The organism is Clostridium polynesiense (assembly GCF_000820705.1).
GTDB classification, from domain to species: Bacteria; Bacillota; Clostridia; order Clostridiales; family Clostridiaceae; genus Clostridium_AA; species Clostridium_AA polynesiense.
In genome coordinates this window covers 1-13,256 of the sequence record NZ_CCXI01000004.1, presented here as the reverse complement: position 1 = coordinate 13,256, position 13,256 = coordinate 1, and the positions used below count along the sequence as shown (strand labels likewise).

13 protein-coding genes and 1 pseudogene are annotated in these 13,256 nt (G+C 35.1%); 1 reads left to right on the top strand and 13 read right to left on the bottom strand.

All coding sequences use genetic code 11. The features are described from left to right. Positions 1 to 111: 111 nt before the first annotated feature. The 7 genes from TA89_RS00440 to TA89_RS00410 all read right to left on the bottom strand — a co-directional run bounded on the left by TA89_RS00440 (position 112) and on the right by TA89_RS00410 (position 7,485). The gene (locus TA89_RS00440) at positions 112 to 1,572 is read right to left on the bottom strand and encodes an NADP-dependent glyceraldehyde-3-phosphate dehydrogenase (RefSeq protein WP_040209954.1); all 1,461 of its coding nucleotides are present in this window, start codon (positions 1,570 to 1,572) and stop codon (positions 112 to 114) included. A gap of 51 nt (positions 1,573 to 1,623) precedes the next feature. Further along, positions 1,624 to 1,848: a glutaredoxin family protein gene (locus TA89_RS00435; protein WP_040209952.1), complete on the bottom strand. Its 225-nt coding sequence runs from the start codon at positions 1,846 to 1,848 to the stop codon at positions 1,624 to 1,626. Next, positions 1,845 to 2,786, bottom strand: coding sequence for a thioredoxin-disulfide reductase (gene trxB, locus TA89_RS00430; RefSeq protein WP_040209950.1), 942 nt, complete (start codon positions 2,784 to 2,786; stop codon positions 1,845 to 1,847). The genes TA89_RS00435 and trxB overlap by 4 nt, the downstream gene beginning before the upstream one ends. A 199-nt stretch (positions 2,787 to 2,985) precedes the next feature. Beyond that, positions 2,986 to 5,436: an ATP-dependent Clp protease ATP-binding subunit gene (locus tag TA89_RS00425; RefSeq protein ID WP_040209948.1), complete on the bottom strand. Its 2,451-nt coding sequence runs from the start codon at positions 5,434 to 5,436 to the stop codon at positions 2,986 to 2,988. A gap of 23 nt (positions 5,437 to 5,459) precedes the next feature. Beyond that, positions 5,460 to 6,491, bottom strand: coding sequence for a protein arginine kinase (locus tag TA89_RS00420; RefSeq protein ID WP_040209947.1), 1,032 nt, complete (start codon positions 6,489 to 6,491; stop codon positions 5,460 to 5,462). A gap of 11 nt (positions 6,492 to 6,502) precedes the next feature. Beyond that, positions 6,503 to 7,015, bottom strand: coding sequence for a UvrB/UvrC motif-containing protein (locus tag TA89_RS00415; RefSeq protein ID WP_040209945.1), 513 nt, complete (start codon positions 7,013 to 7,015; stop codon positions 6,503 to 6,505). Between the two features lie 17 nt (positions 7,016 to 7,032). Next, the gene (locus TA89_RS00410; RefSeq protein WP_040209943.1) at positions 7,033 to 7,485 is read right to left on the bottom strand and encodes a CtsR family transcriptional regulator; all 453 of its coding nucleotides are present in this window, start codon (positions 7,483 to 7,485) and stop codon (positions 7,033 to 7,035) included. A 241-nt stretch (positions 7,486 to 7,726) separates the two neighbouring features. Between TA89_RS00410 and TA89_RS00405 the strand changes: the two genes are divergently transcribed. Next, positions 7,727 to 8,386, top strand: a complete 660-nt coding sequence (locus TA89_RS00405) for an MBL fold metallo-hydrolase (protein ID WP_040209942.1) — start codon at positions 7,727 to 7,729, stop codon at positions 8,384 to 8,386. Positions 8,387 to 8,420: 34 nt separating this feature from the next. On the opposite strand, the gene TA89_RS00400 is transcribed toward TA89_RS00405, so the two are convergent. From TA89_RS00400 to TA89_RS00375, 6 genes and pseudogenes are all read right to left on the bottom strand, one after another. Then, a complete protein-coding gene (locus tag TA89_RS00400; protein ID WP_040209941.1) occupies positions 8,421 to 10,091 on the bottom strand; it encodes a Mur ligase family protein in 1,671 nt (556 codons plus the stop codon). Between the two features lie 129 nt (positions 10,092 to 10,220). Then, entirely contained in the window at positions 10,221 to 10,577 is a 357-nt protein-coding gene (locus tag TA89_RS00395; RefSeq protein ID WP_040209940.1) for a NifB/NifX family molybdenum-iron cluster-binding protein, read from the bottom strand. 15 nt (positions 10,578 to 10,592) lie between these two features. After that, a pseudogene (locus TA89_RS00390) lies at positions 10,593 to 11,475 on the bottom strand (ATP-binding protein). Continuing rightward, positions 11,447 to 12,310: an ATP-binding protein gene (locus tag TA89_RS00385; protein WP_040209938.1), complete on the bottom strand. Its 864-nt coding sequence runs from the start codon at positions 12,308 to 12,310 to the stop codon at positions 11,447 to 11,449. Before TA89_RS00385 ends, TA89_RS00390 begins: the two are co-directional and overlap by 29 nt. Further along, the gene (locus tag TA89_RS00380) at positions 12,307 to 12,672 is read right to left on the bottom strand and encodes a NifB/NifX family molybdenum-iron cluster-binding protein (protein ID WP_040209937.1); all 366 of its coding nucleotides are present in this window, start codon (positions 12,670 to 12,672) and stop codon (positions 12,307 to 12,309) included. Before TA89_RS00380 ends, TA89_RS00385 begins: the two co-directional genes overlap by 4 nt. Before the next feature lie 51 nt (positions 12,673 to 12,723). Further along, on the bottom strand, positions 12,724 to 13,092 hold the full coding sequence (locus tag TA89_RS00375) for a DUF134 domain-containing protein (RefSeq protein ID WP_040209934.1): 369 nt from the start codon (positions 13,090 to 13,092) through the stop codon (positions 12,724 to 12,726). Positions 13,093 to 13,256 lie beyond the last annotated feature (164 nt).

Sequence of the window (13,256 nt, the reverse complement as noted above, 5' to 3'; positions counted from 1 at the left end):
TTCTTCAAAAAAATTCTTTTATAGGGTTTTAATAATAAAGAGGATTAGCATTTGCTAATCCTCTTTGGAGGTTTGGAATGTGAGCATCTATATCAAATAAAAGTTAAAATGCTATTTATTAAGATTCAATACTACAGCCTTTGGCCTGGTCATTGCTTCAATAGAGTATCTTATTCCCTGAGTACCCATACCGGAGGATTTAACTCCTAAGAATGGAAAATGGTCTGGACCTCTTTCGGTTTTATTGTTCACCTGAACAGTACCAACCTCTAATTTATCTGCAATGTAAAAGGCTTTATCTATATCCTTAGTAAATACTGAGGATTGAAGGCCGTATTCTGATCTGTTGGCTATATCTATAGCTTCATCTATATTTTTAATTCTAATAACAGGAAGTATAGGACCAAAGGGTTCCTCCCATGCTATTCTCATATCCAGAGTTACATTATCAAAGAGCATGGCTTCTACAAAGTTATCTTTTCTCTTTTCTCCAATAACCCTTTTTGCTCCTTTTGAAAGAGCATCTTCAACTAATTCCATTACAAAATCAGCTGCTTTATTATCAATTAAAGGTACTATAACTGTACCCTCTTCTCTAGGATCCCCTGACTTAAGCTTAACAATTCTGTCCTTTAACAGCTCTACAAGCTTATCTGCTACAGAGTCTACCACTAATATCCTTTTAACCGCTGTACACCTCTGTCCCGAATAAGAAAATGCTCCTGAAACAATATTGTCTGCTGCATGCTCTAAATCGGCATCTTCCAGGACTATAGCAGCATCCTTACCGCCTAGTTCAAGAAGCTGAGGCTTCATAGCTGTTATTTCTGAAATGTGGTAACCTACGCTGGTGCTTCCTGTGAAATTAATAAAATCTATATCAGTATGCTTAACTATATAGTCGCCTATTTCGCTTCCTTTACCTGTAACTGTGTTTAATACTCCATCAGGTAACCCGGCAGCTTTAAATACCTGTGCCAGGAAGAGAGCTGAAATGCTGCCCTGTGTAGGCGGCTTCAACAATACTGAGTTTCCTCCTACTACTGCAGGAGCCACTTTAGAAGCGGACAGATTTACAGGATAGTTAAAGGGGGATATGGCTAATACTACACCTAAAGGTACTCGATTTACATATGAAATCTTACTCCTCTTAAATCCCGGGAAACTATCTCCTGGAATTGCTTCTCCTTCCATAGCTTTTGCAGCGTCTGCTGTAAATCTTATATAATCTGCGGTTCTTGTAACTTCAGATACAGCACTCTTTATGTCCTTAGCTATTTCTAATGCCATGACAGCACCAATTTCTTCTGCTCTTTCATCTAAAATATCTGCTGCTTTATATAATATCTCAGCTCTTTTATTAACAGGAACATCTCTCCATGTCTTTTGAGCTTCCTTTGAATTTTTAATTACCTCATCAACTTCTTCTCTGCTCATGGAAGGAACCTTCCCTACAAGACTTCCATCTATAGGGGAATGGATTTCTATAAACTTATTCGTCTTACTATCCATCCATTTTCCACCCACAAGATTTCTGTAGGTTTTATCTTCACAACACAGTTCATTAAACATCTTGTGCCTCCTTAGTATAAATATCTGACTTTACAAATATATTTATTCTTTCTATTTTAATGCGTTGTCAATAGCCTCTCTGTCAAATCCCACTATAACAGTACCGTTTATATCTACCACAGGAACGGATCTCTGTCCTGAAATATTAAGGACCTCATCTCTAGCTTCTTTTTCATCTGCTACATTTATCTCTTCATATTCATAGCCTTTAGATTCTAAATATTTTTTCACCTTAACACACCATGGACACCAAGTTGTTGAATAAACTTTTATCATACTCTTCTCCCCTTTTCAACAATGCATTTTTCAGCTGCTAAAGCTGCTATGGTACCGTCAGCTACAGCTGTAGTAATTTGTCTGTATGATTTTTCTCTTACATCTCCTGCAGCATATACACCTTTAATATTAGTCTGCATATTTTCATCTGTAGGAATGTAGCCTTGTGTAGTTAAATTTACATATTCTTTAAACAGCTCGGTTTTTGGCTCTGTACCTATATAACCGAACACTGCATCTAAAGCTATCTCCTTCTGTTCTCCTGTTTTTGTATTGGCAACGGTAGCAGACTGTACAAATCCATCTCCATTAACATCTACTAAATCGTAATTATACATTATTTCAATTTTAGGATGATTTATAACTTCCTGTAATGTAGCTTTTTCTCCTTTGAAATAATCATATCTTCTTATCATAATAACCTTGGATGCAAACTTTGTAAGGAATAAAGCTTCTTCCAGAGCAGAGTTTCCTCCGCCAACTACTCCAATAACCTTTCCTTCATAAACTGCACCATCACATACTGCACAGTAATGTACTCCCTTTCCTGAGAATTTAGCTTCACTAGGTATTGGAAGTTTTCTTGGAGTTGCACCTGTAGCTATTATTAAAGTCTTTGGCTTATATACGTAGCTTCCGGTTATAACCTCTTTGTCTTCGTCGCTTAAATAAACTTTTTCAACTAAATCAAATTCTTCGATGTTTGCTCCTAAAGCAAGAGCCTGCTCCTGCATTAAATCTGATAAAGCTCCTCCTTCGATAAACTTAAATCCTGGATAATTTTCTATAGTATAGCTGCTTCTTACCTGTCCTCCTACTATTTCATTTTCTAATAGTAAAGTGTTTAGCTTTGCTCTTGCGGCATAGATTGCAGAAGTAAGTCCTGCAGGACCAGCTCCTATTATCATTAAATCCAACTCTTTAATTTTTTTATCCATATCATTATCTCCTTACTTTAAATAACAAACCTTATAATTATTTTATCCTGAACATCAATCTGATTACCCCCAAGGGGTATCTTTGTTTATTATAATATACTATTCTTTCTAAAAAATCAAGAGGTTTTTTTAATTAATAATGATTATTAATTATTATATAAAAGGGCTGACATTATTGTCAATGTCAGCCCACATTTTATTATTCTGCAGTTTCATGTTGAAATTTGAGCTTACCTTCTTCTTCAGTTACCTGTACTTTGTCACCATGCTTTATATTACCTTTAAGCATTTCTTCACTAAGTTTGTCTTCAACTGTTTTTGTTATCATCCTTCTTAAAGGCCTTGCTCCATATGTTACATCAAAGCCTTGTTTTGCAAGGTAAAGTTCACTCTTCTCATCAAAGGAAATAAATATATCCTGTTCCTTCAATCTTTCAGCTACTGAATTAAGCATTAATTTTACTATATGCTGCAGATCTTTTTCTTCCAGCTGGTGGAATACTATTATGTCATCTATTCTGTTTAAAAATTCCGGTCTAAAGGTCTTTCTAAGTTCTTCAAGAACATTATCCTTCATTTTATCATATTCATTGTTGATCTCAGAATTAACTGGAGCAAATCCTAAAGTTCTCTGTTTTCTTATAGTATGTGCACCTACGTTGGAGGTCATTATTATTATTGTATTTTTAAAGCTTACCGTTTTGCCTTTTCCATCTGTAAGTCTTCCGTCTTCAAGGATTTGAAGAAGAACATTAAATACATCAGGATGGGCTTTTTCTATCTCGTCAAATAGAACTACTGAGTAAGGCTTAGTTCTTACTTTATCGGTAAGCTGGCCTCCTTCATCATAACCCACATATCCTGGAGGAGATCCTATAAGTCTGGATACTGTATGTTTTTCCATATACTCTGACATATCTACTCTTATAATATTATTTTCATCTCCAAACATAGCTTCTGCCAAGGCTTTAGAGAGTTCTGTTTTACCTACTCCAGTGGGACCTAAGAATATAAAGGAACCTATAGGTCTATTAGGATCTTTAAGTCCTACTCTTGCTCTTCTCACTGCCTGAGCAACAGATTTAACCGCTTCTTCCTGACCAACAACCCTTTTATGAAGTATTTCTTCTAATTTTAATAATCTTTCAGATTCACTTTCTGTAAGCTTCTCAACGGGAACATTAGTCCATTTTGCCACTACTGCTGCTATTTGTTCCTCTCCAACCACTTCAGTTTCAAAGTTGTTCTGTGCAGTCCAGTTTTTCTTTAAACCTTCAAGCTTTTCTTTAAGCTCTTTTTCCTTATCTCTTAAAGACGCAGCCTTTTCAAAATCCTGAACGCTTATGGCATCTTCTTTTTCTTTTGTAGTCTTTTCTATTTCACCTTCCAGCTTTTTTAAGTCAGGTGGCGTAGTTAGATTTTGTATTCTAACCTTAGCACCAGCTTCATCAATTAAGTCTATGGCTTTATCAGGAAGGTATCTGTCTGTTATATATCTATCTGAAAAATTAACTGCTGCCTGTAGAGCTTCATCAGTTATTTTAACCCTATGATGAGCCTCATATTTATCTCTTAAACCCTTTAATATTTCAAGAGCTTCTTCTTTAGTAGGTTCACCTACATTTACCGGCTGGAATCTTCTTTCTAAAGCTGAATCCTTTTCTATATGCTTTCGATATTCATCTATAGTAGTTGCACCTATGCATTGAATTTCTCCTCTTGCTAAAGCAGGCTTTAGTATGTTGGATGCATCAATAGCTCCTTCTGCACCCCCAGCTCCGATAATAGTATGAATTTCATCTATAAATAATATTACATTACCTGCTTGTTTTATTTCCTCCATGACCTTTTTAAGTCTTTCTTCAAATTCTCCTCTATATTTTGCTCCTGCAATCATAGATGATAGGTCAAGGGTTACAACTCTCTTATCTTTTAATATCTCCGGCATATTTCCTTCTACTATTTTTTGAGCTAAACCTTCTGCTATAGCTGTTTTTCCTACTCCGGGATCACCGATCAGGCAAGGGTTGTTCTTGATTCTTCTGCTTAATATCTCTAAAACCCTTTGAGTTTCATCATCTCTGCCTATTACAGGATCTAATTTCCCTTCCTTGGCCATATCCGTAAGATCTCTGCCAAACTGGTTTAAGGTAGGAGTATTATTATCTTTTCTTTTAGCTGAAGGTGTGCTTCCTGGATTACCGGAGGAACTTTGTCCACTCATACTTTTAATTAGTTCACTCCTTAATTTTTCAATATTTACGCTGAGATTTGCAAGAATTGTATAGGCAACACCTTCCTGCTCTCTTATTAGAGCCAACAGCATATGCTCTGTGCTTATATAATTATGCCCTAGATTTCTGGCCTCTAGAAGGCTCAGATCCAGAAGTCTTTTAGTTCTTGGAGTTAGAGCTATTTCATTTTTAAACATCTCTATGTCTCCAAATCCTACATATTCTTCTACAAGCTTTCTAACTGAATCTTCATTGATATTCATAGAATTCAAGAGCTCTTTGCTTATTCCGTCTACTCTTAAAATACCTAATAATATATGCTCTGTTCCTATATATCCATGCTTAAAATATTGTGCTTCTTCTTGTGCATACATAACTACTTTTTGAGCTCGTTCGGTAAATCTTTCAAACATCATATCACTTTACCTCCATTAACAATTTACATTAAGTTGCTTAATGTTTCTCTTACATATTTTGCTCTTTCTATATCTCTTTCTCTTTCGGAAAGAATTCTGTCTATATTATTTTGAAGAGTTGCCGGCTGTGTATTAACCAGCAATCCATTTAAAACAGCACTGTCAATACCTTCTATTAAGGAAGTTTCTAATCCTAGTCTGACATTAGACAGCAAATCCAGACATTCCTTCGAGGTTAATACCCTGGCACTCTGAAGTACAGCAAGAGACCTGAATATTTTATCCTCAATTTCATATTTATAATTAGTCATAACCAATTCTCTGGATTTGTATTCCTGCTGAAGTATCTGAAGTACAGCCGCTTCAATGTTGTCTATTATTTCTTTTTCACTCATTCCCAGCGTTACCTGATTGGATATCTGATATATATTTCCTTCAGCATTGGAACCTTCTCCATAAAGACCTCTTAAAGTCATACCTACTTGAGTTAGTGCCTTTAAAACCTGTGTTATACCTTGATTTATGGTAAGAGAAGGAAGATGAATCATCACTGAGGCTCTTACACCTGTTCCCAAATTTGTTGGGCATGCAGTTAAATAACCCAGGCTCTCATCGAAAGCGAATTCCAAAGATTCCTCAATCATACTGTCTAACTTATCTGCTATTTCATAGGCTTCTCTTAAGTTAAAGCCACCGGTGATACACTGAAGCCTTATATGGTCTTCTTCATTTATCATCAAACTTATAGTTTCTTCTCTATTTATTATAAAAGCTGATTTATTAGGGGTTTTTAATAAATTAGAGCTGATAAGATGCTTTTCTAAGTAGCTTTTTAGCTCGTTAGAACTTTTTTCCCAAAGTCTTATGGTTTTAAAATTTTCCTTCATATGTGTGGAAGTGTAAAAAGCTTTTTCGATTTCTTCAATGAGCTTTACTCCTTCCTCGTCAGTTAAATGATGGGGAAATGCATAGTTCTTTAAATTTCTAGCTATCCTAATTCTGCTGCTTATAACTGGTTCTACTTTAGAAGTTCCTTCATACATCCAATTCTTCATAGCTCTCCCCCCTAATCCTGGCTATTTTGTATATTTTTAATTTCATCTCTAATTACTGCAGCTTTTTCATATTCTTCTGCTAAAATTGCCTGCTGCAGTTCTTCCTTAAGCTTAACAAGTCTCTTTTTTTCAAGTATATCCTTACCTGCCTTATCAGGCACTTTTCCTCTGTGTTCCAGCTTTCCCTGAACTCTTCTTACAATTGGATCAACAGTAGAACTGAAAGTTTTATAACACTGATGGCATCCTAAAAGCCCAAGCCTTTTGAATTCCGCAGCACTCATACCGCATTTAGGGCATCTTGTTTCAGTATGTGAATTATTTTCAGAAGTTTTATCCATATAATCCATAAAGCCACTTAATATGTTTTGAAAGGAGAAAGGTGATATTAAATCCTGAGAAAATTTTAAATCTTCACTTTCCTGAGCACAGTTCTGACATATATTTATCTCTTTTTTATCACCGTTAATCACTTTAACTATATGAACAGTAGCTTGGTTTTTATGGCATTTCTCACATAACATAATATTCACTCCCTCTATTAGCTTAAAATTACAGATAATATAGCTTTTAGTATATCAGCCCTTAATTTATTTTTATTATCTACTTCACCTAAGGTTCTTTCATTTAAGGTGAGCTTAATAATCTCTAATTCCCTGTGAGTAATTAATTCAGAGTCAAACAAGCTCTCTAGCACAGCAAGGGAATTGTGGTAAGTTATTCCGTTTCCAATCCATTCCATGATTTTTTGTGCTCTGGTTTTGGAATTCGGGAAATTTACCTTTCTTATTACTATATACCCGCCGCCTCCTCTTCTGCTTTCAATGATGTATCCTTTATCATATGTGAAGCGGGTGGTAAGCACATAGTTAATCTGCGAAGGAGCACAGCTGAAATAATCAGCTAATTCATTTCTTTGTATCTGAAGTTCTTCGTCTCCTTCCTTCAGCATTCTTTTAATAAATTCCTCAATTATATCTGATAGTCTTGCCATAAAATCACCCTGTTTTACTTTATCTTACTTTGACCTTCTTTGACCTTAATACTATAATAATATTTATATTCTTTCCAGGCAATAAATAAATTATTAAATATTTAATAATTTATTTTAAACAGAATAATTTATCTCATAAAATCTCCCAATCTTTCAATTTTTCTTCACTATTCTTAAATTACCAATTCAAAAGTTTATTAAATTATATTATGGTTATAATATCAAAGGGAGATGATGAAATATGAAGATACAATGGATAGGACATTCCTGTTTTGTTATAGAGGATTCCTCAGGAAGAAGGATACTTACCGATCCCTTTCATCATACTGTAGGATATACTCCTTACAAAAACGCTGTTAATACAGTCACCGTAAGCCACCAGCATTTTGACCACAACAATATAGAAAACTATAAAGACAATTCTATAATAATAGATAAATACGGTTACTACGATTTAGGCTTTGCAAGGATTCATGGATTTCCCAGTTATCACGATAGCTCCAAAGGTGGAAAAAGGGGGCCCAATACAATTTTTATCTACGAATTAGATAACCTCAGACTGTGTCATTTAGGGGATTTAGGTCATCAATTAGATTCTGACTATTTAAATAAATTAGGAAATATAGACGTACTATTTATTCCTGTTGGCGGACACTTTACACTCACCGGTAAAGATGCTTATAAATTATGCAGATTAATAAAAAGCAGATTAGTTTTTCCAATGCATTATAATACAATTTCTAACAGTATGCTCCTTGACGGGCCTGAAGAATTTATAATCAATATGAAAAATGTTGAAAAAATAGATAATAGTATCTACTTTCTTCCAAGCACAATCAACTCTATTAATAAAGTGATACTCCTTAAGCCTGATAAAAATTCATTTAATTATGAAGGGTAAAAGCAGCAGAGAAACTATTTATTCTCCGCTGCTTTTAAATTATTATAATAGATTCTTTTGTATTTTCCTCAATATATTTATTAACAACTGGAATAATTTCATTAATACATTGGGTGAATAGCACTATGACTTCATTGATTACAGAACTTTCCATAGCTTCCCTTAAGGCTTCTCTTTCATCAAAGATAACCTTTAGTCTATGAGCAGGAAAGCCTTTCTCAATAACTCCCCTCTTTATCAGCTCAGCACACTCACCATGGACTCTTCCTCTTAAATCTACCTGCTCTCTTATGAATATTTTGCTGCAGTATTCAGCTGAAATACTGCCAAGTTCAATAATATATCTATCCTGTCTATCTCCCGGAGCAGCAATTATCCCTGTAATAAATTCAGGGTTAAGTCCCTGGGCAATGGAATATACCTCTTTAAAAGCTTCACTGTTATGTCCATAATCCAAAATAAGCTTAAATTTCCCTAAATGAAAAATATTTTGTCTTCCAGGATTGGAATATAAGTTGCAGGGAATATCTTTTAAAGCATTGAATATATCTGAAATATTATGGTGAATAGCTGAAACCGCTCCAATGGCAGCCATAATATTCTTTATATTACCGGAAGATATTCCTTTATGAGTAAATTCAACAGTCCTTATATCCCCTAAGTTTAAAAAACTCCCCTTAATAAAATAAATCAGACTATTATCTTCAATATAAAGAGCTTCTCCTCCACTGGAGATATGCTCTTTTATGATTTCATTCTTTTTAATATGAAATAAACACAAATTTTCTTTGCTATCTACCATATCATATAAGATTGGAATAGCCAGTATAATTATTTTTCCACTTGGTGACAGAGCTTTTAAAATAGTTGTTTTTACTTTTGCCAGTGAATATAAATCATTTATACCATACATTCCTATATGATCTTCTGAAAGGGAGGTAATAACCGCTGCTGAAGAATTTTTATATCCTAATCCCTTTTTTAATATACCTCCTCTTGCAGTTTCCAGCACCGCCGCCTCTACTTCAGGATGTTTTAATACCTCTCTGGCACTATAAAATCCTGTAGTATCTCCATTTTTAATGTTTCTCTCATGAATGAATATTCCTCCTGTAGAAGCTAGCCCTGCTTTATATCCTAGTTTTTGCAGGACTTTAAATATCAGCCTTACGGTAGTGGTTTTTCCATTCGTTCCGGTAACGGATATTATAGGTATATTTCCATTATTGTTAAGGGTAATACTCTTTTTAAGTGTAGATAAATTCCCCTTGTATTCCTTTAAAAACTTATCTTCACTTAAAGTAGTGGAGTTAACTCCATAGCCTAGCTGTATTGAATTGTTCTCTAAAATAATGCTTGGAATACCGCTTTCTTCTGCAAAATCCAATATATCTCTATACCATAGTTTTTCCAGAATACTTTTTACATCATCAATAATGTATTTCTCATTAATTCCCTGGAGGAGGGACTGTAGCACCTTTAAAGCTGCTTCTTCTATAGTATAGGTTAGCCATATATGATACTCCCTATCTTCATGTCCGAAATCCACAAGTACTTCGTAAAATCCCAAGAATTTAGAAATCCTTATATATTTTTCAATCAGTGTAAGGCACTCTTTTTCAGAATCCATACAAGCTATATAAATAAGCTTTTCTCTTTCTTTAATATTGATACCTGGCAGCGTCCTTATAGTTTTAACCTTCATATAATCCCTTCTCTCATAAAGAAGAATTATCCTTTCATAGAATCTCCCAGGTTTATTTAAAATATACACCTATATATTAAATTGTTTCACCTATATAGACTAAACCCTATGTCATTTGGAAATCTGTGCCTACTCACCGCAACTGTCATGATGCATATGTGCATTGCACGCGCTTCCCTTAGAGATGAGTTCTCCCTGTAGATATTTCATTACAGCTGCCTCTGCTTCTCCATCAGCTCCTGATACCACCTTAATTCCTTTTTCATTAAATATATCAATAGCTCCGGAGCCTATCCCCCCTGATATTATAACCTTTACTCCCAAATCATTTAAAAAGTTTGGAAGATATCCTGGTTTATGTCCTGGATTTGCAACAGATTGAACTTCTGTCACTTCATTGTTGTCAATGGTATAAATATTAAAGTTCTCACAATGACCAAAATGTTGTGCTACCATTTTCCCCTCACTTGCAACTGCTATTTTCATATTATCATCCTCCAATTATAAATTAATTTTTATTTTTCCCTCTAATAAAATAGAAATGGTTTTTTTAAAAATTTCCTTAACGGCAGATCCGGAAATACAATCTAAATCAACTATGCTTTTGCCCCTATTTACCGCCTTAACAACTTCCTGATCATAGGGGATTCTTCCGGTAAAAGGGATGGCTTTTTCCCTGCATAATTCTTCTATTATCTCGGTATTTTTTATTATTGATGTCGTATTTATTAACACATACCGCTGCCTTAACTCCAAGTTGACCTGCTGCAGCAAGGATTCTCTTCATATCGCTGATACCGGAAACAGAGGGTTCTGCCACTATCAACACTAAATCTACTCCTGTTAGAGAAGCTATAACAGGACATCCTATTCCAGGAGATCCATCAATGATAGAGTATAAAACATCTCCTGCAGAGTCCTTCATCTGCTTTTTAACCTCAGTTACCAGCTTTCCTGAATTGCCGCTGCCCATCTTAAGTTTGGCAGTAGAAAATACTCTATGATCCTTATAAAGGATAAGCTCTCCTGCAGTTGCAGGCTTTAAGGAAATGGCACCAGCAGGGCACAGCATTTCACATACTCCGCAGCCTTCGCAGGAAAAGGGCTTTACTTTATACTCCCCCTCGTTGCTTATAGCATCAAACCTGCAGTTTTCCATACATAAACCGCAGCCTATGCATGTATCAGTATTTATATTTGCCTGAGGCATTCCCAGGTAAGCAGTACTTTCCTCTTCGGCTTCAGGTCTTACGAGAAGATGCAGGTTAGGAGCATCTACATCACAATCGGCAAAAGTTTCAGTTTCAGACAGCTTTATAAAAGAACTGCTTATTGTAGTTTTTCCTGTTCCGCCCTTACCACTTAGAATTAATAGCTGTTTCATACCTAACCTCCTCTTCCAAATCTGCCAGAATCTTTTTAAATAAATTCCTATAAACCTCATATTCTCTTACAGCAATTATTCCTTTAGAGTTTATTCTTGCAAGATTCTTATCAAAAGGAACTTTACCTAGAATTTTAATATGATTTTCTAAACAGAATTCCTCTGATGGGTTATCCCCATCCATATATTTATTTAATATTGCTCCATGGGGTTTATTAAATAATTTTACTAACTCATAAACCATTTTTAAATTGTGCCTTCCAAAAAGGGTAGGTTCTGCCACCAGTATACAGTAATCAGACTCTTTAATACTTTCCATGACTGTACATGCACTCCCCGGAGGACAATCAATAAAAGTATTTTTATCCCTTTCCTTAATAATCTCCAACAGTTTTTTAATGATAGGAACCCCAGTGCTTTCACCGGTATTCAAAATACCTGTAGCTACCTGCACATTTTCTGATGCTCCAAGTTCTATAAAACCTATGATCTTATCCTTTTCAAAAATGGCTTTTCTCTCGCAGAGGAGAGAGCAGCCGCCGCAGGAATGGCATAACCTATCAAACACTTTAACCCTGTTACCTATATAAGCAAGGGCATTAAATTTACAAAAATCCACGCATTTTCTGCAGCCGCTGCATAATTCTTCGTTAAAGTAAGGTATTTTTACTTCTATAGGTCTTTTATCTACATTTTCAGGCTTAAAAAATAAATATCCATTAGGCTCCTCCACATCACAATCTACGTAAAGTGAAGATTTTGATGCAGCAGCAAGGTTTACCGATACAAAGGTTTTTCCTGTGCCGCCTTTACCGCTGAGCACTGCAATCTTCATAGGATACTGCCTCCATGATGAACGCCTTTATGGATTTCTCCCAAAGGCTTTAACTCCCCCTTTAAAAAACTTTGGATATTATCATCAATAGAGTAATTATTAATTTTATAAATTCTAATATCCCCAGCCTTTAAAACCTCAGCTGCATTTTCACCGCATCTCTCAGTTAACACAACATTTACTCCTTCATCCACTATGAGTTGTGCTGCTTTAACTCCTGCACCTCCCTGACCTGAGACTGCACTATTATTTAAAAACACCTTCTTGCCGGTCTCATTATCAAATATAATAAAGCAAGGTGTGCGTCCTAATGATGGAAACACTTCACTTTTATTTTCATCCACAGGAATTGCAATTTTCATAATAAGTCCTCCTTTCAATCCACTGGTTCTTTTAAATATCTCATATTTAAGCTATCCCTCTTTACCTGATCGGTCTTCCCTTCTGCCCCTGCAGCACCGTCCTCTTCCACAGTATTTTCCAGCACCATGGCAGAGCTCATAATCTCCCCCTTCAATTTTTAAAATCCTTCCATTTACTAAAGAATCCGCCAGCTTAATCCTTGCTTCATTATAAATTCTCTGTACTGTGGTACGGGCTATATTCATTTGTATAGAACACTCTTCTTGAGTTAATCCCTCTAAATCAATAAGACGTATTGTTTCATATTCATCTACAGTCATAATAATGAAGTCTTTATTCTCCCCATTACTATTTAAAGGACCAAAATCCGTGTTATCAGGGAGACAGCATACCCTTCTCCATTTTCTTGGTCTCGGCATATTTTCACCCCCTAAGTTATTGACATATGTTCTTTATATTTATAATAACTCCAGTTTTGAACATATGTCAATAATTATTGTAGAATTTTAAATGCTTTCTATTGTCCATTTATTTATATGTCAAATTATTTATATGTTTCACATACTGAAAAGCCGTATATAGT

Excerpts from the sequence above, each read along its gene's own strand:
- TA89_RS00440 (WP_040209954.1), bottom strand. The coding sequence starts at position 1,572 with ATGTTTAATGAACTGTGTTGTGAAGATAAAACCTACAGAAATCTTGTG.
- TA89_RS00435 (WP_040209952.1), bottom strand. The coding sequence starts at position 1,848 with ATGATAAAAGTTTATTCAACAACTTGGTGTCCATGGTGTGTTAAGGTG.
- trxB (WP_040209950.1), bottom strand. The coding sequence starts at position 2,786 with ATGGATAAAAAAATTAAAGAGTTGGATTTAATGATAATAGGAGCTGGT.
- TA89_RS00425 (WP_040209948.1), bottom strand. The coding sequence starts at position 5,436 with ATGATGTTTGAAAGATTTACCGAACGAGCTCAAAAAGTAGTTATGTAT.
- TA89_RS00420 (WP_040209947.1), bottom strand. The coding sequence starts at position 6,491 with ATGAAGAATTGGATGTATGAAGGAACTTCTAAAGTAGAACCAGTTATA.
- TA89_RS00415 (WP_040209945.1), bottom strand. The coding sequence starts at position 7,015 with ATGTTATGTGAGAAATGCCATAAAAACCAAGCTACTGTTCATATAGTT.
- TA89_RS00410 (WP_040209943.1), bottom strand. The coding sequence starts at position 7,485 with ATGGCAAGACTATCAGATATAATTGAGGAATTTATTAAAAGAATGCTG.
- TA89_RS00405 (WP_040209942.1), top strand. The coding sequence starts at position 7,727 with ATGAAGATACAATGGATAGGACATTCCTGTTTTGTTATAGAGGATTCC.
- TA89_RS00400 (WP_040209941.1), bottom strand. The coding sequence starts at position 10,091 with ATGAAGGTTAAAACTATAAGGACGCTGCCAGGTATCAATATTAAAGAA.
- TA89_RS00395 (WP_040209940.1), bottom strand. The coding sequence starts at position 10,577 with ATGAAAATAGCAGTTGCAAGTGAGGGGAAAATGGTAGCACAACATTTT.
- TA89_RS00385 (WP_040209938.1), bottom strand. The coding sequence starts at position 12,310 with ATGAAGATTGCAGTGCTCAGCGGTAAAGGCGGCACAGGAAAAACCTTT.
- TA89_RS00380 (WP_040209937.1), bottom strand. The coding sequence starts at position 12,672 with ATGAAAATTGCAATTCCTGTGGATGAAAATAAAAGTGAAGTGTTTCCA.
- TA89_RS00375 (WP_040209934.1), bottom strand. The coding sequence starts at position 13,092 with ATGCCGAGACCAAGAAAATGGAGAAGGGTATGCTGTCTCCCTGATAAC.